We start from the raw sequence: 23,767 nt of genomic DNA, 5'->3' as shown, positions 1-23,767 counted from the left end.
AGTCCATATATCAGACAGACCGATTAAAGGTCATCTGGCACATATGCATGACACAATTCACTCTTTTGCGGCAAATCCTGTCGCATGCCGGTGTCATTCTGGCAAGGATTGAGCAATCCGGATCACTCTGCCCGGCGATGATGCAGGGCGTTTGCATATTTTTTGATCATTTTGCCTAAAACTCGATCACCTGCAATCAAGAAAATCTTAAAAATTTCATGGGTTTTGCTGGGTTTTCGCGCAAAGAATCCTTAGAATGCCACCGCGGACCAAACTTGGCATGGTCCGTGCAACAGACACCGTGCGAAGCATTACGCTTTCCGAGTTCTACGCAACTCTCGCAAAAAGCAGAGGGCGCTTAATGAAAAAGATCGAAGCCATCATCAAGCCATTCAAGCTTGACGAGGTAAAAGAGGCCCTTCAGGAGATCGGCCTCAAAGGGATTACCGTCACCGAAGCCAAAGGTTTCGGCCGTCAGAAAGGTCACACGGAGCTGTATCGCGGCGCCGAATATGTTGTGGACTTTCTGCCGAAGGTAAAGCTGGAAATCGTCGTTGAGGACACGCTGGTTGAGCGTGCGATTGAGGCAATCCAGCAAGCCGCTCATACCGGCCGTATCGGCGACGGTAAAATTTTCGTTTCCTCACTTGAGGACGCGATCCGTATTCGTACCGGTGAACGGGGCAACGACGCGATCTGATCGGTCTTGCCTGTCAAAGAACACCGTACGGTAACTAAATTTGAGTTTTAAAGGGTTGCATCATGTCTGACGCTGCTTCTGTACTTAATCTGATCAAAGAAAAAGGCATCCAGTTTGTCGATCTGCGCTTTACCGATACCAAAGGTAAATGGCAGCACACCGCGCAGGATATCTGCACGATCGACGAAGACGTCTTTGTTGACGGCATCATGTTCGACGGTTCGTCGATCTCCGGCTGGAAAGAAATTAACGAATCCGACATGATCCTGATGCCGGATCCGTCGACCGCTGTTGTTGATCCGTTCACCGCACAGCCGACCCTGATCCTCGTTTGCGACGTTATCGAACCGGCAACCGGCCAGGGTTACGAGCGTTGCCCGCGTTCGACCGCGAAACGCGCACTGGCTTACATGAAGTCGGCAGGTATCGGCGACACCGCATATTTCGGCGCAGAGCCGGAATTCTTCATGTTCGACGACGTTCGTTGGAGCACCTCGCAGGAGAGCATGGCTTACGCGCTTGACTCCGAAGAAGGTCCGTACAACACCGGCACCGAATTCGAAGGCGGCAACCGCGGCCACCGTCCGGGTCCGAAGGGTGGTTACTTCCCGGTACCGCCGGTTGACTCGGCAAACGACATCCGTGCCGAAATGGTCAACTACATCAACGAAATGGGCGTGCGTTGCGAAAAGCACCACCACGAAGTTGCACCGTCGCAGCACGAACTGGGTATCGCATTCGGCACCCTGATCGAACATGCTGACGCCGTTCAGGTTTACAAATACTGCATCCACATGGTTGCACACCAGTATGGCAAAACCGCAACCTTCATGCCGAAACCGATCTTCGGTGACAACGGCTCGGGCATGCACACCCACCAGTCGATCTGGCACGAAGGCAAGCCGCTGTTCGCTGGTAATGGCTATGCTGATCTTTCTGAAACCGCTCTGTACTACATTGGCGGTATCATCAAGCACGCCAAAGCACTGAACGCATTCACCAACCCGACGACCAACTCCTACAAGCGTCTGGTCCCGGGCTTCGAAGCACCGGTTCTGCTGGCATATTCTGCACGTAACCGTTCTGCTTCCTGCCGTATCCCGTACACCGCTTCGCCGAAGGGCAAGCGCGTCGAGATCCGCTTCCCGGATGCCCTTGCCAACCCGTATCTCGCATTCTCTGCAATGCTGATGGCTGGCCTTGACGGTATCGAGAACAAGATCCACCCGGGCGAAGCAATGGACAAAAACCTCTATGACCTTCCGCCGGAAGAGCTCAAAGAAGTTCCGACCGTTTGCCGTTCGCTTCACGAAGCTCTCGACAGCCTCGATGCTGACCGTGAGTTCCTGAAGAAGGGCGACGTTATGACCGACGACCTGATCGACGCTTATATCGCGCTGAAAATGGAAGAAGTCGTTCGTTTCGAACAGGCTCCGCACCCGGTCGAATTCGACATGTATTACAGCGGCTAATTCCTTTCACCCGAAAGGAAGACGCGAAATATCGGAAACGCCCGGCCATCTGGCCGGGCGTTTTCATTTGTGCATCATCTTTTGTGCATAACAGGCGGTAATCATTAAACGGTTTGCTTACCCCTTCCCGATAAGATTTGACCTGACCTTTCGTATCGGGATTTAATCAGACCTATGAGCAGCAAACCTTCAACGCCCAGTTTTTCCGAAAAACGCAATCGGCAAAAAGCCGACAAACTGGTGCGGACGGCCAAAAATGCGCTGGCAACGGGCCGGGACAAGGAAGCAATCCCCTACCTTGACCGGGCGTCCGAACTTGCGCGCAACAATCCCGAACAGCTTGAACGCACCCTGCTTCTGACCGGCGAATCCCATCGGCATCTTGGCGATATGGAAGCCGCGCGCACCTGTTTTCGCAACGTGCTGAAAGCCAATCCCACCTGCGGCCGGGCCTGGAAATATCTTTCCGATATCACCAAACTCACTGCCGACAGCGACGATATAAAAAACATGGTGGCCCTGCTGAACCGCGATGCCGTGCTTGATTTCCAAAAGGCAAGCCGGTCTGTTCGAACCGCCAGTGCGGCACAAGTCCGTCAAAAACTTTATCAAACCAGTGTTGAACGCTGGAAACCGTACGAACCCTATATTCAGCCACTTTTATCCGCACTTGGCCTGCATGATAGCGACAGGGAAAATTCATGAACACGGCGACATCGCAGACACCCGAACAGGTATTGGAGCAGGCGCAGAAACTTTGGGCGCAGGGCAAGTCCCAGAAAACCTACGACCTTGTTTCGACCTATTTGCGGGCCAATCCCAATGACGGGCCGCTGTTGCATTTCTTTGCGGGCGTTCTGGAAAAGCAGGGCAATATATTCGGGGCAATCAAACATCTGGAATTTGCCTGCAAGGCGCCCAACAGCCAAAGCTTGTATTTCCTTGATCTGGCATCACTGCTTGGCAAACAGCAAATGTATGTCGAAAGCCAGAATGTCCTGACGGTTGCGATGAAGCGCGATCCGGGTAATCAGGAAATCCAGGCCCAGCTTGGCAGCATGTTGATCCTGAACGGTTTCTTTGATCAGGGTGTCAAACTGTTCAGTCACGTGATGGCCCAAAGCCCGTCAAACTGGCAACGATGGACCCTGTTTGCAAATTCGGTCGCCAAATCATCCCGGCCCAAACAGGCCGCCGAACTTTATGACCAGGCACTTGAAATCATGAAGGGTGCCAGCACATCGGATGCGGATGTAACGCCGTCGCCAGCCGATATTGCCAATACCCTGATGGCCAAGGCCGATCACCTTAAAACCATCGGCGACAAAGACGGCTGCACAGCCCTTATTCGCGCCGCAATCGCCCAGACAAAATATGTCGCGCGTGCATGGGCGGAACTGGCAACGCTCAAGGCATTTACCGACGATGATGTCGCAACGGTCGAGAAAATGATCGGTGCGGAACGCGGCAAATTATCGAAGCTTGATCTACAATATCTGCACCACGCGCTTGGCCTTGCCTATATGACGCGCGATGACGGCAAAGCCGCGATGGCCCATTACCTTAAGGCCAATGCCTATCAGCGTGAACAGATCGACTATAACGAGGAAAAGACCCTGGCATTCCTTGCGAACCTGCCGAATTTCTTTACCCCGGATGCGATTGCCGGCAACACCCTGAACGAAACCGGGGATGAACAGCAATTCATCTTTATTGTCGGCATGCCGCGTTGCGGATCGACCCTGCTAGAACAGGTTCTTGACAGTCACAGCGACGCGTTTGGCGTCGGGGAAATTCGCACCCTGCCCGGGCTTTTGAAGCGGGCCTACGGCGATGGCTTCCCGTCCCTGCCCGCCCATAAAAAACTTTTGGCCGATCCCAAACGGCTGGCCCTGTTTGCAAAGGCCTATCGTGACGAAGTATTGCGGATGCTGCCGCCGGAAGTCCTGAAAAATGGCAAAGGCCCGCGCTATATCGTTGACAAGATGCTGGGCAACTTTGTGTCAGTCGGCCTGATTGCCATGGCATTCCCCAATTCAAAAATCATTCACGCGCGCCGCGATCCGATGGATACCGCGTTTTCATGCTTTACCCATTTCTTTGCCGACGGACATAAATATCTGTGTGACCTGCGTGAAATCGGCAATTTCTATGTCGCGTATCGCGATCTGATGGCCTATTGGGAAAAGACCCTGTCAAAGGATCAACTGATCACGGTCGATTATGAAAAAGTCATTGCCGACCTTGATCACGAAGCCCGCCGGCTTGTTGATTTCCTTGGCCTTGACTGGCAGGACGCGTGTCTTGAATTTTATGCCAACACGCGTGAAGTCCGCACCCATAGCGCCCTTGAAGTCCGCCAGCCCGTCTATAACAGCAGTCTGGAACGCTGGCGCCCCTATCAAAAGGAACTGACCCCGCTGATCGAGGCACTTGGCATCAATCCGGACTGATCACACCATAAAATCGTCACGTCGCGCGCCAGTTTTTGCCTGCTGATACGTGTTTGCTCATAATGGGCGGGCTTTGCATTCGCCCGCATCACTGAGCAAACAGGATGTCGGCCATGAGTGACGATCAAAGCACAACAGCACCAAACGCCGCCCATGTGCGGGCCAAACTTCGCCTGCAACCGGCCATACCGCCCAAAAACAGCACGTCTTTGCCGGACAATCGCGGGGCGGCGCCATCGGTGCCGGCGCATAAACTGGCAACCGGGCTTTCTGAAATCCGGACGCAATGGAGTTCCGGGCATAGACGTGCGGCCCGCAGGCTGTGCGGCAAGCTTCTGCAAGACTATCCCGACAATGGTGATCTGTTGCAGATCAACGGGCTGATTTGCAATGAAAGCGGACAGGTTTCCGATGCGGTCCGCAGTCTTGAGCGCGCATGCAACTGCGCATCGCCCAAGCCCGTCTATTTCACCGATCTTTCGGCCGTTCTGGCCAATGCCGGGTATGAGGCACAAGCCAAAACCGTTCTGAATGCCGCGGTAAAACGCTTTGCGCTTGACGGAAAAGTTCACTTGCAGCTGGGGCTTCTTGAAGCCCGCGGCATGGGCACCCGCAATGCCATTCCCCATCTTAAACGTGCCATTGCCCTTGCGCCGAATGACTGGACCGCCTGGAGTGCCATGGGGGTTGTGTTGCTGTCGCTTGATGACATCGAAGCCGCCCTGCAACATATGGGCAAGGCATTGAAATGTGCACAGGCCAATGCCGACGCCAAGGCGATCAATGATATCCGCATCAGTATTGGCGAATGTCAGAAGGAATTGGGCAATGTCGCCGAAGCCTGCGCATTGTTTGAAATTGTCCTGTCGCAGGAACCCCATAATGTGCGGGCATGGCATTGCCTGACCCTGGCGACACGCGTGCCCGAAGACCACCCGGCACGCGCCGTCATTTTCGATATCTATCAATCAGGCCGCTATCAATCGATGCCGGTAAACGAACAGGAAATGCTGCTGTTTTCGATCGGCAAGGTCGAAATGGAAGCCAAGAATGTCGATGCCGCGATGAAGGCACTTGCCGAAGCCAACCGGACCAAACGCCAAACCATCAATTACACCCCCGCTGCAATCGAAGACATGCTTGATCATGTTCGTGACCGGTTTCCGGCCGAACGGTTTGCCCATCTTGGTCCGGTTCGTAACGATGCCGACGAACCCCAGCATGTTTTCATTGTCGGCATGCCCCGTTCGGGCACGACCCTGACCGAGCAGATCCTGAGCTCACACCCCGATGTATTCGGCGCGGGCGAGCTTGATACCATGGTCTATCACCATCATGCCCTGATCGAGCATAAGGTCAAAAACGGGGCCGCACGCGAAGATGTCATGAAATACGATGATGACTTCATCCGTATTCTTGGTCAGGCATACCGCAAGGAAACACTGGGCCGGATCACGCGCATCCAGTCCGGCAGCAGCGATAACGGCACCGCCACCATCCGCAGGATCGTCGACAAGCTGCCATCAAACTTCACGCGGGCCGGGATGCTGGCACTGATGTTGCCAAACACCCGGATCATCCATTGCCGGCGTCATCCGGTGGCATCATGCTTTTCGATCTATAATCGCCGGTTTGGCGGTGTGCAGAACTTTGCCTATGACCAGCGCGATCTTGGGCATTACTACAATACCTATGAACGGTTTATGGATCACTGGCGCGATGTTTTGCCATCGGACCGACTGATCGAAGTCGATTACGAAAATGTCGTCGACAATCTTGAAACAGAAGCCCGTCGACTGATCGAATTCGTTGGCCTGCCTTGGGATGATGCCTGTCTGAATTTCCATCAGAACGAACGTCAGGTCCGCACACACAGCGCCCTGCAGGTCCGCAAACCGATTTATCGCACCAGCCTGAAGGGCTGGCAGCCCTATGCAAAACATCTGGGTCCGTTACTTGAAACACTGGGCCTTGATGAACAGGGCAACCCGCGCGACACCGATACAAAAAAGGCCAGCTGACGCTGGCCTTTTGGCGGTCTGATATCGATGTCAGTCCTGATGCAGTTCCGGTTCAAGATCGGGGGTATAAAGGCAATGGCGTGCCTTGCCCGATGCCTTGGCCTGATGCATTGCCTTGTCGGCACGGCGCAGCTGTTCGTTCATGTCGCTGCTGCCGCCATCAAAGACCGCAAAACCGATTGATGCGGTCACACCGCAATCTTCGCCTTTCCAGACGAAGGGCTGATTGAGTTCCGACAAGATGGCATCGGCCATCTCGATCATTTCCTTTTCACCGCCCTTGTTGATGAACAGCATGGTGAATTCATCACCACCAAGACGCGCGACTTCTTCGGCCCGGCGCGCTGCGCGCTTCAGCCGTTTGGAGGTCTCGCTCAGAAGCCAGTCCCCCGCGGCATGCCCCTTCTCGTCATTGAGTTTCTTGAACCCGTCAAGATCGAGAATGAACATGGCGGCCGGGGTGTTGGTGCCGCGCAGCACGGTTTCACACTGATCAATTTTTTGCATGAAACGCGCCCGGTTGGCCAAGCCGGTCAGTTCATCATTGTTGGCCTTGTTTTGCAGTTCGCGTGCCGCGTGTTTTTGTTTGGTGATGTCACTGGTCCACCACAGAACCGATTCCTCGCCCTCGAACGACAGCGGTTCCAGCGATGTCTTGAGCCATTTGGCCTCTGACATGTTCGGGCGGCGCAACCGGATTTCGACATCATGCAATTCGCCAAGCATATCCATGTCGCTCAGCGACTGTTGGCGATAACGGTCCGACAGCAATATCGCATCGGTCGGTTGTTTCTCGTCCTTGATGTCGAGCATGTTGGCAAAGGTGCTGTTGAAAAACTGGAACACCCCGGTTTCCCGGCTGGAAATGCCGACACCGATCGGCGCACTTTCCAGAAGCCCGGTCAGGCGCTGGGCTGCTTCGGCGACTTCGGCCTGCGCCTTTTTCAGGCTGGTGACATCAATCAAGGATCCGATGGTGCCGGCGATGCTGCCACTTGGCCCCTTAAGGCTTGATGCGGCAAACAAAGCCGTCCGGTTGTCATCGCCAAGCGCGAATGTGATTTCATCACGCACCTGGCCTTCTTTGACCAGCAATGCCTTTTCGTGATCGGTAATGGTCTTGGCCAGGTCTTTTGGCGCCACTTCGACAAGCTTTTTTCCGATAACGTCGGTAACCTGAAGATCAAACAGTTCCGCAAAGGCACCGTTACAGCGCGTCACAACGCTTTCGAGGTTTTTAAGGTAAACCGGGGTCGGCAACACGTCGATCAGATGCTGGATAAAGATTTTGTGGTCTGCCAGTGCACGCGCCAGTTCCTGGGCCTTGCCACCATCACGCAGGACCAGGGCAATCGTATTGCCGGGCCCGGTGTCGCAATGCCAGGAAAACACCGTCTTTTCGAGCCGAAATCCCGGCAGATCCGCACGCCCGCCAGATGAAATCGCGCCCAGCGCGTGGCGAACCGATCCGACAGAATCCCCGTCGGAGAATTCGCCCTTCTTGGCAAGGAAGGCGAGAAACTGTTTGATTTCGGTTCCGGCACGCAAAACAGTTTTCGCCGCAGCGAGCTGTTTCTCGGCGGCCGGATTGACATGAACGATTTTCAGATCGCCCTTATCAAGAAAAACAAGACTATCACGTGACAACGCTGCTGTTGCCACCACATCCACACTAACTGACAAGACACCCCGCACGCCGCAAAACGACGTGCTCCCTCGGCTATGTTATATAGATGTCCCAGCTCAGACCTTTTTTGACCGGTCTTTCTTTATATAAGCAACACCCATTGCATATACTTGAGGATAAGTCATTATTTTTCTTGCGGCCAGAAGAATGCCTTACGGCCTTGTCGTTGCAGATTATTTCGTCGGAATGGGCAGATCGATATAGCCGCGATCAATGCAATGTTCGAGTTCTCGCGCCGCCGCCAGCATTTCCTGATAGGTTTCGCGCAAATGTCTGAGCTTTTTAAGCTCTTCCTCGGTCGGGTGCTGGTCGGTGCGATCGGCACTGAGCTTGAACGCATATTTCAGATAATCGGCGCGCAACCGGGCAACCGTGATCATAAGCGGCACCGCGTTTTCCACCGACATGTCAGGTATGGCCGGGCTGATGATTTCGTGATTGATTTCACGCAGGACATGTTCCATGCCCATCATAAAACGGCTTTTGCTGCGGTTTGTATCCTGTGACATGCCCTTTACTCCTACATCATAAGGGTCTGAATTCATGGGACAGTATTACGCGGGAAAGTAAAAACACCTATAACAGTTTGCTACCCGAAGTCCGCCATCGGCCATTTTGCATCCCGTCTGTCGGGATCGCAACTTGCAGGCGCGCGATAACCGCGCTAGAGGATGGGACAATGATTTTTCAAACACAGGAATTCTATCATGGAAGCACGCGTCAAGTGGCTTGAGAACCTTACCTTCACCGGCACCAGCGGCACCGGTCATGGCGTTGTCATGGACGGGGACAAGGATAACGGCTTTGGACCGAGCCCGATGGAAATGCTGCTTCTGGGGATTGGCGGCTGTTCGTCGATTGACGTTGTGCACATCCTGAAAAAAGGCCGCGAAAACGTTCTTGATGTTGAAACCGACGTCAAGGCAGAGCGCGCTGAAACCGATCCCAAGGTCTTCACCAAAATCCACCTGCATTTCAAGGTCAAGGGTGAGAACCTTAATGAAACCAAGGTCGGACGTGCGGTTGAACTTTCGGCAGAAAAATACTGCTCGGCATCGATCATGCTGTCCAAGGCCGCCGAAATCACCCATAGCTGGGAAGTCATGGAATAACGGGCATCTGACTTTCTGCCCCAAACAGGTCACGATGATGACCTAGAAAAAGCGGTCTGGATACGGGCCGCTTTTTTGTTGTTCGCACCCGGCCACCAGACGGGTTAACATCGCGTTCTGCCTGAAACGATATCGATTACAATTGATTGCGCCAACCGATACGGAGCCACCCCATGGTCAAACGACAAACATTACGGACCGGCATCACGTCACTTGCCCTGGGTGCTGTCATGGCAATCGGCATTGGCACGCAGGCGTTCGGGCAATATGAGCCGTCCGGCAAAGCCGTCACAAGCCCGGCCAACGGTTTGGCCTTTGATGACTATGTCACTGCAACGCGCAAGCAGCTTCGCGATGTCATATCGGCCCGTTTCGAGGCCGAAGCAAACCCGTTCGGTTCGTTCGATATTGATCAGGTTGTCGATATGCGAAGCCCCTATTCCCTTGGGGCGGACGAGGCCGCCTGTCTGACGGCCGGACGCGGACTTGCCCATGGTGAAAAAGTCGGTTTTCTGGCCGTTCACGGCCTGACAGACAGCCCCTATTGGCTAAGCGATGTGCGCGATCAGCTGCGCCGGGATTTCCCGTGCGCCACCTTTAACGGCGTGCTGTTGCCCGGTCATGGCACGGCGCCCGGTGATCTGATCGATGTCAGTTATCAGGATTGGCTGGATACCGTGAATTACGGCATGACGGCCTTTGACAAGGATATCGAACATATCATCGCAATTGGCTATTCAACCGGGGCCACCCTGATCGGGCGTGATATCGCCGCGCGCAGCAATGATCCGCGCATCAGTGCCATGATCATGCTGTCCCCGGGGCTTGCCGCCAAAAGCGATATGGCATGGCTGACGCCCTATGTCCGGTATGTCAAAAAATGGGTCGGTCAGGGATCTGAAAATGATCCCGGAAAATACGGGTCCATGGCAATGAATGCAGCAGCCGAATTTCATCTTTTGACCGCGCCGTATCGCGATGCATCAATCCCGGCTTCCAACGTTCCGGTTTTTGTTGCCATCAGTTCCGATGACCAGACCGTTAACCCACTGGCCGCCCTGGACTATTTCTGCAACAAGGTCCAAAGCCCGATCCGCCAGATGATCTGGTATCAGGGCGAAATCAATACTGTTGATGAACATCCCCAATGTGATGACATCGATATCGTGAAATCCGCCAATGACGACATGCGAACCATCAATCACGCCCATACCGCCATTACCATGAGCCCGGAAAACCCGGTTTACGGTCTTGATGGTGCGGTACTTGATTGCGGCCATTATGATGATCCCGACGAACTTGCATCCTGCCAGTCCGGCACCGATACAGTTTACGGCGAACGCAATCTGTTGAAATCGGCAACCCCCGGGACCCTGCGCCGGGGCACGTTTAATCCTGATTTCAACGTCATGATGGACAAGATGGCAATCTTTGTTGCGGCATCGCTTGGCGTAAACAAACAGCCTGCTGCGCAATGACCGTGCAATCACGTCCCGGCAAAGGCACATCTTCCGATCTGATGGATTTTACCATTGATCACTTCACCGCCCCCGATGGCGTGCGGTTGCGCATCGCCATCATGACCCCGCCCGATACTCGCGGGCATGTTCTTATTCTTCAGGGGCGCGGTGAATTCGTTGAACGCTACCGCGAGACGGCCAACGATCTGGCCTGGCGCGGATACGGCACCGTGACATTCGATTTTCGCGGACACGGCGGATCTTCACGCGCCACCCCGGACCCGATGATGGGATATGTGCGTGATGTTGCGCATTATGGGGCCGATACCCGTCACGTCATTGATCACGTCAAACATCAGCACGGCATTACCTGTGACACCGTCATGACCCATTCAACCGGCGGGCTGGTGGCGATGGTAATGTTGCTTGATCAGCCTGATCTTTGGAAAAGTGTCGTGATGATTGCGCCGTTCTTCGGGCTTGGTGGCCCGCGATGGTTTTCGATAGCCGCCCAGATCCTGTCTGGCAGCTTGTGCCGATATGGTTTTGACAAACAATATCTGCCCGGGCAGCGAAACCTCAGCCCGCTTGCAGAATTTGATCCGGAAAACATCCTGACATCTGATCCGCACCGCCATGACCTTAACCGTACGATCCTGCAAGCCGCGCCCGATTTGGTGGTTGGCGGCACATCGGCGGGATGGCTTGATGCCTGTTTCAGGGCACAATCGGAAACAGCCGATCGCTTGGCACAGCCCGACATGGCGCAGAAACTTCCGCCAATGACCATCATTCTGGCGGGCAATGACCAAGTCGTTTCAAACCGGACGACACAAGAGCTGCTTGGCCATTTCCCGAATGTAACGATCAGGGAAATCCCCGAAGCCCGCCATGAAATCTTGCAGGAACGCGATTTGTATCGTGATCAGTTCTGGGCGGCTTTTGACCGGCATATGGACCTTTACGGGGCCTAATTCCGCCTGTTTCCGCCTGTTTCCGTCCAACAAGCCATCAGGCTATCAGGCCTTTGAATGGCGGGTTTGCGTCGCGGCGGGGGTCAGGATGCCTTCGAACCGTGATTTGCGAAAGCTGCTTGGTGCCATTCCGCGGTGACGACGGAATTGGCGGTTAAAATGCGACAGGTTTTGAAAACCGGCTTCTTCGGCAACCCGATAGATCGGCATATCTGACGATAACAGCAAGCTTGCCGCACGGCCCAGCCGCAACCCCATCAGATAATCCTGAATGGTGGACCCCATATGGCGCTGGAAAAACCGGCGCAAGGTGCGTTCGCTCATCCCGGCATTGCGCGCGATCCAGGCACTACTGACCGGTTCGAAATAACTGCCATGCAGCAAATCAAGAACCCTGCCCAGGCGGCTGGCATCATCATGATCGGGAATTGCCGCATCGAAACGATCAGATGCCAGCGGTATCAGGTCGCTCGCATCAAGCAATGTCCGAAGCACGTCGATCAACATGACAAGCTGATCTGCCGGTGTGCCTTGTTCAAAGACCGGGGCAAATGCCGCGACTTTTCGGGCCGTTACCGCATCAAACTGAACACCGCGACGCGACAGTCGCAATGCGGTTTCAAGCCCGGCCAGTTCGGGCATGGTTTTGCAAACGGTATTGATCCAGTCGGCCGTAAACCAGAAAACAAAGGCCTGATGTCCCTTTGTTGTCCCCGCAACCTGCAGGGCGGCTTCGTGGGCACGCAATTCGCCGTGGCTGGCCGATGGCGGCTGGGCGTTCGCGGAATGCCAAGTATGCGGAAGATTGGGCCCCAACAGCACCAGATCATCATCGCCATAAGACCCGATATGATCACCGACATAACGCTGCCCGTGACTTCCAAGCGTTAATGTCAGTTCATATTCCGGGTGAAAATGCCATTCAAACGGGATCGCCAGAAGATTGCGATACAGGCCCTTCCAAGATCGGTCCGGGGCAATCTGAACATGTTCGAACAAAAGCTTCATCAGATCGCAACCATGCCTTTACGGAACATAATCTGGATTAATTTGGCCAAATAGTATCATTCTTTGTCCGCCCTGTCAGTGTGCAGGTGCCCGTCATCCTGTTTTAATTTTTTCCAGATCAAAACAGGATGACGGAGGAACATCATGTCCATGCTTGCCAATGCCCCGACCATGACGCCCACCATGGCCCCGAACAGTGACCGTCCGGGAAATGCATCCACCAAGGAAGTCAGCGGTACACAGCTGCGCGATCTGAAAAAGAAACTTCCGTTGCGCGTCCTGTCCGAAGACGATTTTGCCCATTGGCAGACATATGGATATGTGGTTGTTCCAAACGCAGTCCCCGCCGAACAGGTCAAGGCGACCGTCGATCTTTTGTGGGAATTCGAAGAAATGGACCCCAACGATCCGGAAAGCTGGGGCCGCCCGCAAATGCGCGACAATGCGATGAAGGAATTGAACAATTCCGGCATGGTAGAGATTTACAATCACCAGACCCTTTGGGATAACCGCCAGACCCAGCGGGTCTATGACGCCTTTGTCGATATCTGGGATCGTACCGATCTTTGGGTTTCGATTGATCGTGCCAACCTCAATACCCCGAACAAGGGCACGCGTGCCTTTGACGGTTTCATTCACTGGGATGCCGATACCAGTGCCGATCCGCTGCCAATCAATGTGCAAGGCGTGCTGTCACTGGTTGATACCACCGATGACATGGGCGGCTTCCAGTGCGTGCCCGATCTGTTTGCGAATTTCGAAGAATGGCGCAAAACCGCCCCTGCGGATCGTGATCCGTTCCGCCCGGATATGGATACGGTGCCCTATACACCCAAACGCATTGCCATGAAGGCCGGGGATCTTGTGATTTTCAACAGCCTGCTGGCTCACGGCATTCGCGCCAACCGGTCCGATCAGGCCCGCATCGCGCAATATATTTCCATGGCACCGGCCACACCCGAGGAACAGGATCTTGTCGACTGGCGGGTTAAAAGCTGGTCCGAACGGTTACCTGCGCGCGGCTATGCCTTTCCCGGTGATCCGCGCAATTGGGAACAGACCCGCTATGAACGGGCGAAACTGACCCCACTTGGTGAAAAGCTTCTGGGCAAGACGCCCTGGTAAAGCCCTCCCCCATAAAACAAAGAGCGCCCGGCAATCACACCGGGCGCTCTTTTGATTTTTGCATAAAAACCGGGCCTAGAGTTTGGCCAGCAATTTTGCCTTGGTCGCGTCATCAACAAAACCCGCTTCGATCGCGGTGCGCGTTACCCCCAGCAATTCGGCATCACTGAAACCGAACACATCCTTGGCACGCTGATATTCCTCGGCCAGACTGGTGTGGAAGAAGGGCGGATCATCCGATCCCAATGTGACTTTCACCCCGGAATCATGGAATTTGCGCAGCGGATGGGATGCATAATCCGGATAGACCGACAGTGAAATGTTTGATCCCGGACAGACTTCCAGAACAATTCCGCGCTTTGCCAGTGTTTCGACCAGTTTCGGGTCTTCGATTGACCGCACGCCATGGCCGATACGGGTTACCGGCAGTTTGTCAATCGCATCCCAGACGCTTTGTGGCCCCTGTACCTCGCCAGCATGGGTGGTGCAGCCCAGCCCCGCATCCGCCGCGATCTTGAAGGCCGGGTAAAACGTTTCTTGCGAAAACATGCTTTCATTCCCGCCCATGCCGAAACCGACAATATAGGCATGCCCGCAATCTGCTGTTTCGCGCGCGACCTTGACCGCGATATCGCCACCGACATGGCGCACACAGGTCATGATGATCCGGCCGATAATCCCGGTTTCCTTTTCGGCACGGTCAATGCCATCGACCACCGCTTCGAGATGTTCGTCATAGGAAAGACCACAATCAGCGGCATGGGTCGGTGAACAGAAAAGCTCGACATAAAGGGCGCCGACCTTTGCCTGTTCGGTCAGGTAAAAGTGGGTCAGGTCCGAATAATCCTGCTTGGTGCGGATGGCCGCACTCGCCTTGTCAAAACTTTTGAGGAATTCCGGAAAATCGCCCCAGATATAACGATCCTGTTCATCATAGATGTCATCAGGCAGGGTCAGATTGTTGCGCTTGGCAAAGCTACGCACCAGCGCAGGCGTCAGGGCCCCTTCAAGATGCAGATGCAATTCGGCCTTTGGAATGGACAGGGTCATTTGGGCGCTCCGGATCTGTCGGTATTTTTTGCTATGAATACCTTCTAACCCGAAGCCCCAGCCACGTCACGCAGCAACCGCGTTGCGTGACGATTTCTGTGCTGTCTTGACCTTTGTCTCGTCTGCATCGGAAACAAGCGTCGCCAACGGGCCGATATAGGGTTCAAACCGTTGCCATTTGCCAAGCGAGTCCTTGAAAATCGGCCGGCGGACCTGGATCATGCTGGCCGTGGTGGCCGTGTGATCGGTCTTGTAAAATTCAAGACATTCCGGATGCCAGTCCAGCCCGCAATGCGCCAGATAGTCCTTTGCGACAACGTCCGGATTGGCCACCAGATCCTCGTAGGACAGATCATAAAGCATGCCATTGCGGTCAGTTTCAAAGAACACATTCATCAGCCCGACATAGGCACGATAATAATCGGCCAGTTCGCCAAGATCATCGGAATAGCGCATCGGAATGGCAAAGGGTGTCGTGTAAACCGACAAACAGGTTGCCAGCGGATGACGATGGGTATGAATGATCGGTGCGTCGGGAAATACCCGGCGGATCATTTCAAGGCGCACGAAATTGGCCGGTGTCTTGTTGGTGACAAACCGTTTGTCCGGGGCATAGGCACGCATTGCTTCCAGATACTGGCTTCTGATCTTGCGCGCGGCCTTGTCATCAATACGCGACAATTGTTCGGAAATTCGGCCTTTGCCGACGACATCATTGACCGCCTTGGCAAAATCACCGATTTCACCGGCCGCATAGACATCAGGATGCGCACCAAGAATGCGTTCGGTCAACGTCGTTCCCGATCGTGGCATGCCCACGATAAAGATCGGCTTGGGGCCCTTGGCATCAAGTGCCATCACATCGCCCGATGCCATATCCGTTGCGGCGGCTTCGGCTTGGCGCGCCATGTCTTCGAGCGTCTTCATTTCGAGCAATTCGCGTTCCATATCAAACGGGCGGGCGGCGCGGTTGGCCGCATGTCCCTTGCCGTAATAGGCAAAGGCCCGTTCCATATCGCCTTCGGTTTCGGCGATCTTGGCCAAGGCATAGGCGGCCTTGTACTTTTCGGAACTGTCTGATTTGGGGTTCTGAAGGATCGCCTCAAGATGTTTGACAGCATCCTCGGGCATGGCCTGGGGCCGCATGAAGGAGATGACCATATAAGGCTGGGCTGAATATCCGGGACGATCATTGATGATCGAAAGGCTGGTTGATACCGCCTGCTCGACCTCGCCTGCCATGGCGTAGCTTGATGCCAGAACTACCCGCAATTCAAGATTGCCAGGTTGCCGCGCAACCGCCTTTTCCAGAATCGCAAAAGCCTGTGCGTGATCTTCCTGATGCAAATGAATACGCGCCATTAATGTCTGCGCATCGTTGAAATGGGAACTGCTTTCCCCAACGGTTTTCAGCACCGAAACAGCACGCGCAAGTTTAGGTGCAACGCATTTTCCGGGACTGACATGAGACTCTGCGCGAAACAGGACATCGGCAAGCAAAAAGGCCAAAAATCCGTCCTTTGGTGCAGCGCGAAGGCGCTCCTCAAGGACCGACTCGAATGAACCAAAGTCACTTGTAAGATATGAATATTGCAGCAGATTCTGGGCGACAGCCGTGAACAGTCTGTCATTGGTCGGGACAGTGCGAAACAGTTTGCGAAGACGCGGCCCCGCAGACGCAGGATTTTTCCCCTGCAACTCGCTGACAGCAGTCATAATCTCGATATCAGTACGTCTTGGATGCAGCCGCAAAATACGGGCACCAATTTTGGCAGCCGTATCAAAGTCGGCTGCTGACATTGCCCGCTTAATATCCCCGGCAATATCCTTTTTTGACTGCGTCATTCATCTGTCCCTGGATGCGATCAAATAATCTCACGCCCCCTCCCCAAGCACAAAACGACTATAGGTCACTTAAAATTTATCGCACAGCACAAATGTTGATATGAACACCAAAGATCACGAGATTGTGACAATATAACCACAACCCTTGCTATAGATGCAGAACTTCATAGCCTATTGCAGGACGCTGGTCGGCCTTGACTGAACCGAATTCATTTTCAGATTAAGGCAAATGGTTTGACCATTGCAAACAGCCACGGGCGACATGGCATGAGCCGACGATTGAAAACACGCTGCCGCCGGTGAAAGTTCATCGGCTTCTGCCACACAGAAAAAGCGCCCTATCGTCTTGAAAAATATATTTTTCTTCCTGAACTTTTAATCAGCGCATCTCGTATGGTAAAAATTACAATATTGGAATTTAGCCACCCGGCCTGATGGCCAGACCGCCATGTGACAAACCGATGGGGAGAAGAAGGTGACATACTGCGAAAAATGCGACGCGGTTCCGGAAATTGCCCCACGTCTGGGCACGCTTTATCTGTGGCCACCGGTGGCACATACCACCGGTAAAATTCTTGCCGGTGCCAAATCGATTTCGCTGTCGGTCGATAAAACGCCAAGTGTCTCCACCCTTTCGATCCATTACAGTCGTCCGGGCTTGCGCAAACTGATCGACACCATCGCCAAGGATCTTCTGCCCGAAGAACTGGCCGACACCAAAGCCCTGATCATGGCAGAAGGCCAGAAACCCGACATTGACGATATCAGTCGCGTCACCAGCCTGGGGGCCATTCGCGCCGCGATCGGTGCGGAATGGCTCGGTGATCTGTTGCGTGAAAATCGCCTGAATTCGGCATTTCAACCGATCTTTCCGATTGGTGATCTTGGTACCCCTTATGCCCATGAATGCCTTATTCGCGGGGCGGCGCGCGATGGCAGCGTCATCAATCCCGGCCAACTGTTTGAAGCAGCGCAATCAGCCACATTGTTGTTCCAGCTTGACCGTGCGGCGCGCGCAGCCAATGTGCGCAACGCCACCAGGGCCGGGGTTTCGGGGAACCTGTTCATCAATTTCACGCCAAGTTCGATCTATGATCCGGATTCCTGCCTGCGATCCACCATCGACGTTGTCGAGGAATGCAATCTTGACCGCAAGAATGTGGTGTTTGAAGTCATTGAAACCGAAAAGGTCCGCAGCACAGCACATCTGAGTGCGATTTTGCAGTCCTATCGCAATTCCGGTTTTCGGGTGGCACTTGATGATGTCGGATCGGGTTATTCGACCCTGAATATGTTGCCCGAACTGCGCCCCGATATCATCAAGATCGACCGCGAACTGGTCGATCATGTTGACCATGACAATTACAAACAGGCCATTGTCAGCAAGCTGATTGCACTGGCAAAACAGCTTGAAATCGAAGTCATTGCCGAAGGGATCGAACGTCAGGAAGAACTCGACTTCCTGATCGAACACGATGTCGATTATGTGCAGGGCTTCCTGCTGGGTCGGCCGGGCGATGGCCCCTATCAGGCTAAATCCGCCTGATGTCCGTAAATCACACGCGGGTCATATCGGTAATTTCGCGCCCCACCATGCGTTTATAGCTGGCAACGATTTCCCGGCCTTCTTTTGACGGCACCGAAATGGCAAGCCGCATGGTAGCTTCGCCGCTATACATGATCAGAAGACAACGCGCGGCGATCGTACTGGCATCGCCATCATTTTCCCGGATGCGCAATATCGCCTTGGTCAGCATGGCGGCATTGGCGCGGCTGACTTCCATTTCCATATCGCGCAAGGTTTTGTCGGCCTGGGTGCCGGTCCAGATATCGCAAATCACCGGTTCGGCCAGAAACAGCTCGTAATAGGTATCAATCAGCTGATCAAACGCACGGACAAGTTCATCTTTTGATGACACGTCTGCCAATGCGTCTTCGATGCAGTGACGGGATTCGTCGTTATAGCGATCCGCCAGAGCATGAATGACCGACGCCTTGTCGGGAAAATATTGATAGAGCGATCCGATCGAGACTCCTGCCTTTTGGGCCAGTTCGCCCATCTTCATGGCATCGCTTCCCTGGGCTGCGATCAGCTCACAGGCCACTTTCAGGATATTTTCCACACGTTCGCGACTTCTTTTTTGTGTGGGTGCCTTGCGCATTTTTTTCGCGTTTTCCGACAATTGGTTACGTCCTGTTTTAACCCTTGGGACATGCCGTATACGGCGCTGCTCACGGGCTTGTGACTGCCAAACTCTCTTGACGATCAAAATACGAGGATTTATCACATTTGGCAAATGTGAGGATTACTCACATTTTGTTTTACCCTTCAGGAGCAAGCAATATGACAACACAACCCCGTTTTCTGGTTCTTGGCGCGACCGCCAAAACCGGCCGCCGTGTCGCGGAAAAACTGACCGCCCTTGGACATTCCGTTCGCGCTGTATCACGCAGCACGTCCCCTGCATTTGACTGGACCAAACCGGAAAGCTGGGACGACGCCTTGCGCGATGTTGATGCCGTTTACATCACGTTCCAGCCTGATCTGGCGGTTCCGGGATCGGCCGAAACCATTGCCCGTTTTGCGCAAGGCGCCCTCAAGCATGGTGCAAAACGTCTTGTGATGCTGTCAGGACGCGGCGAAGAAGCCGCCCACCGTGCTGAACAGGTCCTGCTTCAATCCGGTGCAGAGGCCACCATTCTGCGCGCCAACTGGTTCTTTCAGAATTTCAGCGAAGATCTTTTCCTGCCCTATATCCAGGCCGGCACCCTTGCCCTGCCTGCGGGTGATATTCCCGAACCGTTTGTTGATGCCAATGACATTGCCGATTGTGCGGTAACCTGCCTGCTTGATCCGCACCATATCGGCAAGACATATGAACTGTCCGGTCCCGAAGCCCTGACCTTTGAAGACGTCACATCGATCATCGGCAACAGTGCCAACCGCAAGATCGATTTCGTCCCGATCACGATTGACCAGCTTGATGCCGGACTGGCAAGCGACGGCGTTCCGCAGGGCTTCCGCAGTCTGATTTCCTATTTGTTTTCCGAAGTCCTTGACGGGCGCAACAGCGCACCAACCGGGGATATCGAACATATCCTTGGCCGCATGCCGACATCGCTTGCCGATTATGCCCGACAAACTGCGCAGACCGGGATCTGGAAACTTGCCAAACGCGCATAAAAAAATGGTGCGTAGCGGTCTTCTGCTACGCACCAGTTCAGCAACACCCCACCATCGGGGTTCGGAAAACGCGGTATCAGGAAAACAGCGATCTGTTTTCTTCGATGATCAGTGGCAAACGTTCCATCGTGCCAGACAGATGCTGGCGCATTTCGGCAACGGCCGTGGCGGCATCGCCTGACTGGATGGCGTCAATGACGGCCTTGTGGCCTTCAAGGACAGACACCATTTTGCCCGCACGCGGCAGATCAAGGGTCCGCACCCGCGCCAGATGACCGCTGCGCGCCGTGATTTGCAGATGCAGGTTGGACTGGTTCACCCCGTTAAACAAAGCGGCATGGAAGCTGTCATCAAGCTGCTTGAACAGATCAATCTGTTCGATATCACCAACCAGGGCTTCCTGCATTTTAAGAATGCCCTTGGCCTTGGTGACCGCGGCGGATTCCTTGATATCGGCAAGCTGGCGCACCACTTCGCATTCGGCGGCAACCCGCAGAAAATGTTCTTCGCGGATGCGGGCCTCGTCAATTTTGGTGACCACAGTGCGCGACTGCGGATAGGACACGACCAGCCCGTCCTGCTCAAGACGCATGATCGCTTCGCGCACCGGTGACTGGCTGACCTTGAAACTGTCGGCCAGTTCGGCACGTACCAGTGTCGTTTCGGGCAACAGCGCCAGTGAAATGATCCGGTTGCGGATATCTTCATACACCAGTGCCGATGCCGGGACATGGGCATTGCCCTTGATCCCGCCATCATGGATCCCAATCAGTCCGTTCGTAGATGTGTTCATTTTCATCTATCTCCCTGGCAATTCTTTGAATGCCTAAATCCTTGAGATCACTGATTACATTAATGCATTGGGCAACAACAACGTCAAACTCGGGATCGCTGCCATCAGGATGAAAAAGATCACCATGGCAATGAAGAACGGGATTGATGCCCGGCTATAGGCCCCGGTTTTGACGTCAAGAATGCCGCAGACCGTAAACATGATGACCCCGACCGGTGGTGTCAGACCGCCGAAATTGATCAGGGTGACAATCAGGATGCCCATGTGAACCGGATCGTACCCGGCATTGACCAGAACCGGCATGACAATCGGCGTCACCAGAAGGATATTGGCCGCCCCTTCAAGGAACATGCCGCTGATCACCAGCACCGCCACAACAAGTACAAGGATCATTGCCCGGTTTTCGGTCAGGGTCGTGACGAATTCGGTGATCTGTTGCGGGGCACGTTCAATGGTCATCGCATAGCCCAGAACCGCCGCCATAATGATCAGCAACATCACCATGCCAAGATCGGAAACCGAACTTGTCACGGCCTCCTTGAACTTGGTGAAATCAAGTTCGCGATAGGCAAATATCCCGACTGCCAGCGCATAGAAAACAAGAAACGCCCCGGCCTCGGTCGCGGTAAACAGGCCAAAGCGGAACCCGACAATCAGGATCACCGGAAAGGCCAGTGCCCAGATGCTTTCCGAGAAACTTTTCAACAATTCGCGACGGCCCGGCATTTCCGGAAGATCAGGCTGATACCCGTTTTTGCGCGCCACAAACCACGATGTCGCCATCAGAACAAGGGTCAGGCAAATACCCGGCACAATCCCGGCAAGGAACAGGCGCCCGATCGAGACTTCATTGACAAAACCAAACAGGATCAACCCGATGCTGGGCGGGATGGTTGCGGTAATGACCGACCCGAATGCCAGAACAGCTGCCGTAGCGGCCTTGGAATAGCCCTGTTTGATCATGCTCGGACCAAGAAGGCGCGCCTCCATCGAGGCATCGGCAACCGCGGACCCGGAAATACCGCCCATCATGAAGCTGAGCACAATTGAAACCTGTGCCAGACCACCGGCCATCCAGCCGGTCAGAAGCCGGGCAAATTTCACCAGGCGATAGGTAATCCCCGTCACATTCATCAGGTTCCCGGCCAGAATAAAGAACGGAACAGCCAGCAACGGGAAACTTTGGGTCGCGGTCACCATTTTCTGAATGACCACGGTTGGCGGCATGGCGCCACTGACGACAAAGACCGGAATGGATGCCAGGCCCAGAGCAAACGCCACCGGCATACCGATAATCAGGAAAACCGCAAAAAGAACAGCAATCAATATCAACATCACATGGTCCCCCGTGTCCGAATGCGCCGAACAAGCTGGAACACCATGGTTCGCATCATAAGAAGGATACCGACCACCATCGACGCATGGATGTAGGAGGCATTAATCTGGGCCGCACCAACAAGGCGCGGATGCATCAGGATCATATTGCCCCACGCGTAATAGAGCAGAAATCCAAGGAAACCGATGACCACGAGAATGTTGAAAATCTCGATCAGGCCAACCGTGCGCGCCGAAAAGATTTCCTGCAAAACCTGAAGGCCGAAATGGCGGTCTTCTTGCATGGCGATATCGGCTGCCAGCATGCAAAGCCAGGCAAAGATCAATTGCGCCATTTCCACCGACCAGATGATCGGCGATCCCATGGCGCGCGCAACCGACGCAATGGCCACAAGGACAACAACAGCAACAAGAAGCCCCCCGGCACAGGCAAACTCAATTCGCTTGAGCATGTATTCAATTCCATCCTGATGTTTGGTGTGCGTTGCCCCGAAAACTGCAAGGCAACGCACCTAGGCAAGGCAGATTGGTCAGGCCGTGTGACTTAGCGGCCCAGAACCTTTTTGACGGTCGCGGCTTCTGCTTCGAGATCAAGCATCTTGTAAACCGGTGCGACAGCTTCCTTGAACGGGGCCAGATCGACGTCGCTGACGGTCACACCGCTTGCAGCAACATCGGCCAGTGCCTTTTCACCCAGTTCGATGGTCAACTGGGATGCGTAACGGCCATCTTCGACGGCAAGATCACGCACGATTTTCTGGTTTTCCGGGGAAATTTCATCCCACGCCTGCGCCCCGACAACAAGGGCGGTAACCAGCTGAATGTGACCGGTCTTGGTGACGTTCTTGATCACTTCATAAAGCTTGGCATTCCAGATGGCGGTCGGCTGGGCTTCGGCAGCATCGATCGAACCAAGCTGCAAGGCGGTGTAAACTTCGCCCCATGCGATCGGGGTCGGTTCTGCCCCCATGGCACGAATGGTTTCGATCCAGACCGGCGCACCGATGGTCCGCATACGAACACCGGAAAGATCAGCCGGGCTTGAAATCGGCTTCTGGGTCAGGGCATGGCGTGCGCCCTGATACCAGTTCGACGCAATCATCACGAGACCGGATTTTTCGCGCAACTCGTCACCCCAGGCAATGTATTCCGGCGACAGGGCGAATTTGTCAGCCTGTTCATAGGTATCAAACAGGAACGGTGCCGACATGATGGCAAGTGACGGTACAAAACTTGAAAGACGGGCCACATCCGTCACGGTGCCGACCGCCGCACCCGCGCGGGCCTGATCGATCATTTCGGTGGTATCGCCAAGCTGCGAGTTGTGGAACACCTCGATGATCACATCACCATTGGTCGCCTTTTCCACATCGGCTTTGAATTTTTCAAGTCCCTGGCCCATCGGATCATTCGGCGACAAAACCGTTCCGATCCGAAGCGTGGTTGCCGCAGTTGCCGGCACCGCCAGCGCCACCGCGCCGGCCAGCACGGCACAGAGTCCGAGTGTTTTCACAGTCACTTTCATTTGGATGTCCTCCCGTTGGATTG

At 54.3% G+C, this 23,767-nt stretch carries 21 protein-coding genes; 11 read left to right on the top strand and 10 right to left on the bottom strand.

Annotated elements, in window-relative coordinates; genetic code table 11:
* Positions 1-361 precede the first annotated feature (361 nt).
* The 5 genes from SIB88_RS10870 to SIB88_RS10850 all read left to right on the top strand — a co-directional run bounded on the left by SIB88_RS10870 (position 362) and on the right by SIB88_RS10850 (position 6,646).
* Positions 362-700, top strand: coding sequence for a P-II family nitrogen regulator (locus tag SIB88_RS10870; protein WP_007091888.1), 339 nt, complete (start codon positions 362-364; stop codon positions 698-700).
* A gap of 62 nt (positions 701-762) precedes the next feature.
* The gene (glnA, locus tag SIB88_RS10865; protein WP_008890688.1) at positions 763-2,172 is read left to right on the top strand and encodes a type I glutamate--ammonia ligase; all 1,410 of its coding nucleotides are present in this window, start codon (positions 763-765) and stop codon (positions 2,170-2,172) included.
* Positions 2,173-2,346: 174 nt separating this feature from the next.
* Positions 2,347-2,877: a hypothetical protein gene (locus SIB88_RS10860; protein ID WP_412558056.1), complete on the top strand. Its 531-nt coding sequence runs from the start codon at positions 2,347-2,349 to the stop codon at positions 2,875-2,877.
* Positions 2,874-4,625, top strand: coding sequence for a tetratricopeptide repeat-containing sulfotransferase family protein (locus SIB88_RS10855; protein WP_412558055.1), 1,752 nt, complete (start codon positions 2,874-2,876; stop codon positions 4,623-4,625). The genes SIB88_RS10860 and SIB88_RS10855 overlap by 4 nt, the downstream gene beginning before the upstream one ends.
* A 113-nt stretch (positions 4,626-4,738) precedes the next feature.
* Positions 4,739-6,646 (top strand): tetratricopeptide repeat-containing sulfotransferase family protein, encoded by a 1,908-nt coding sequence (locus tag SIB88_RS10850; RefSeq protein WP_412558054.1) that lies wholly within the window; start codon positions 4,739-4,741, stop codon positions 6,644-6,646.
* 30 nt (positions 6,647-6,676) lie between these two features.
* Here SIB88_RS10850 and SIB88_RS10845 read toward each other — a convergent pair whose 3' ends face one another.
* Together SIB88_RS10845 and SIB88_RS10840 are read right to left on the bottom strand one after the other, a co-directional pair.
* Positions 6,677-8,329 (bottom strand): diguanylate cyclase domain-containing protein, encoded by a 1,653-nt coding sequence (locus tag SIB88_RS10845; protein WP_412558053.1) that lies wholly within the window; start codon positions 8,327-8,329, stop codon positions 6,677-6,679.
* A gap of 177 nt (positions 8,330-8,506) precedes the next feature.
* Positions 8,507-8,842 (bottom strand): hypothetical protein, encoded by a 336-nt coding sequence (locus tag SIB88_RS10840; protein WP_068518501.1) that lies wholly within the window; start codon positions 8,840-8,842, stop codon positions 8,507-8,509.
* 198 nt (positions 8,843-9,040) lie between these two features.
* Here SIB88_RS10840 and SIB88_RS10835 point away from each other — a divergent pair, with 198 nt between their 5' ends.
* The 3 genes from SIB88_RS10835 to SIB88_RS10825 all read left to right on the top strand — a co-directional run bounded on the left by SIB88_RS10835 (position 9,041) and on the right by SIB88_RS10825 (position 11,879).
* The gene (locus SIB88_RS10835; RefSeq protein ID WP_412558052.1) at positions 9,041-9,445 is read left to right on the top strand and encodes an OsmC family protein; all 405 of its coding nucleotides are present in this window, start codon (positions 9,041-9,043) and stop codon (positions 9,443-9,445) included.
* Positions 9,446-9,618: 173 nt separating this feature from the next.
* Entirely contained in the window at positions 9,619-10,923 is a 1,305-nt protein-coding gene (locus SIB88_RS10830) for an alpha/beta hydrolase (protein WP_412558051.1), read from the top strand.
* A gap of 2 nt (positions 10,924-10,925) precedes the next feature.
* Entirely contained in the window at positions 10,926-11,879 is a 954-nt protein-coding gene (locus SIB88_RS10825) for an alpha/beta hydrolase (RefSeq protein WP_412565914.1), read from the top strand.
* Positions 11,880-11,924: 45 nt separating this feature from the next.
* Here SIB88_RS10825 and SIB88_RS10820 read toward each other — a convergent pair whose 3' ends face one another.
* Positions 11,925-12,887, bottom strand: coding sequence for a helix-turn-helix domain-containing protein (locus SIB88_RS10820; RefSeq protein WP_412558049.1), 963 nt, complete (start codon positions 12,885-12,887; stop codon positions 11,925-11,927).
* 144 nt (positions 12,888-13,031) lie between these two features.
* Between SIB88_RS10820 and SIB88_RS10815 the strand changes: the two genes are divergently transcribed.
* Positions 13,032-14,012 (top strand): phytanoyl-CoA dioxygenase family protein, encoded by a 981-nt coding sequence (locus tag SIB88_RS10815; RefSeq protein ID WP_101247637.1) that lies wholly within the window; start codon positions 13,032-13,034, stop codon positions 14,010-14,012.
* Between the two features lie 75 nt (positions 14,013-14,087).
* Here SIB88_RS10815 and SIB88_RS10810 read toward each other — a convergent pair whose 3' ends face one another.
* Complete coding sequence (locus SIB88_RS10810) at positions 14,088-15,062, bottom strand: adenosine deaminase (RefSeq protein ID WP_412558048.1); 975 nt, start codon at positions 15,060-15,062, stop codon at positions 14,088-14,090.
* A gap of 66 nt (positions 15,063-15,128) precedes the next feature.
* On the bottom strand, positions 15,129-16,907 hold the full coding sequence (locus SIB88_RS10805) for a tetratricopeptide repeat-containing sulfotransferase family protein (RefSeq protein ID WP_412558047.1): 1,779 nt from the start codon (positions 16,905-16,907) through the stop codon (positions 15,129-15,131).
* A gap of 475 nt (positions 16,908-17,382) precedes the next feature.
* Here SIB88_RS10805 and SIB88_RS10800 point away from each other — a divergent pair, with 475 nt between their 5' ends.
* Positions 17,383-18,453, top strand: a complete 1,071-nt coding sequence (locus SIB88_RS10800; RefSeq protein WP_412558046.1) for an EAL domain-containing protein — start codon at positions 17,383-17,385, stop codon at positions 18,451-18,453.
* 10 nt (positions 18,454-18,463) lie between these two features.
* Here the strand turns inward: SIB88_RS10800 and SIB88_RS10795 are convergent, their stop codons facing one another.
* Positions 18,464-19,069, bottom strand: a complete 606-nt coding sequence (locus SIB88_RS10795) for a TetR/AcrR family transcriptional regulator (RefSeq protein WP_289078480.1) — start codon at positions 19,067-19,069, stop codon at positions 18,464-18,466.
* A 182-nt stretch (positions 19,070-19,251) separates the two neighbouring features.
* Between SIB88_RS10795 and SIB88_RS10790 the strand changes: the two genes are divergently transcribed.
* Positions 19,252-20,091: an SDR family oxidoreductase gene (locus SIB88_RS10790; RefSeq protein ID WP_412558045.1), complete on the top strand. Its 840-nt coding sequence runs from the start codon at positions 19,252-19,254 to the stop codon at positions 20,089-20,091.
* Between the two features lie 76 nt (positions 20,092-20,167).
* Here the strand turns inward: SIB88_RS10790 and SIB88_RS10785 are convergent, their stop codons facing one another.
* The 4 genes from SIB88_RS10785 to SIB88_RS10770 form a co-directional block, all read right to left on the bottom strand.
* Positions 20,168-20,884, bottom strand: coding sequence for a GntR family transcriptional regulator (locus SIB88_RS10785; RefSeq protein ID WP_068518721.1), 717 nt, complete (start codon positions 20,882-20,884; stop codon positions 20,168-20,170).
* 54 nt (positions 20,885-20,938) lie between these two features.
* The gene (locus SIB88_RS10780; RefSeq protein ID WP_082817781.1) at positions 20,939-22,219 is read right to left on the bottom strand and encodes a TRAP transporter large permease; all 1,281 of its coding nucleotides are present in this window, start codon (positions 22,217-22,219) and stop codon (positions 20,939-20,941) included.
* Positions 22,219-22,671 carry a TRAP transporter small permease gene (locus SIB88_RS10775; RefSeq protein ID WP_228196535.1) on the bottom strand — a complete coding sequence of 151 codons (453 nt, stop codon included), beginning with the start codon at positions 22,669-22,671 and terminating at the stop codon, positions 22,219-22,221. The genes SIB88_RS10780 and SIB88_RS10775 overlap by 1 nt, the downstream gene beginning before the upstream one ends.
* Before the next feature lie 92 nt (positions 22,672-22,763).
* The gene (locus SIB88_RS10770) at positions 22,764-23,744 is read right to left on the bottom strand and encodes a C4-dicarboxylate TRAP transporter substrate-binding protein (RefSeq protein ID WP_114114143.1); all 981 of its coding nucleotides are present in this window, start codon (positions 23,742-23,744) and stop codon (positions 22,764-22,766) included.
* Between the last annotated feature and the right edge of the window lie 23 nt (positions 23,745-23,767).

The organism is Thalassospira sp. MIT121401 (assembly GCF_047125595.1).
GTDB classification, from domain to species: Bacteria; Pseudomonadota; Alphaproteobacteria; order Rhodospirillales; family Thalassospiraceae; genus Thalassospira; species Thalassospira povalilytica.
Note: the sequence above shows the minus strand (reverse complement) of the source record. Positions and strands in the feature narration are given on the sequence as shown.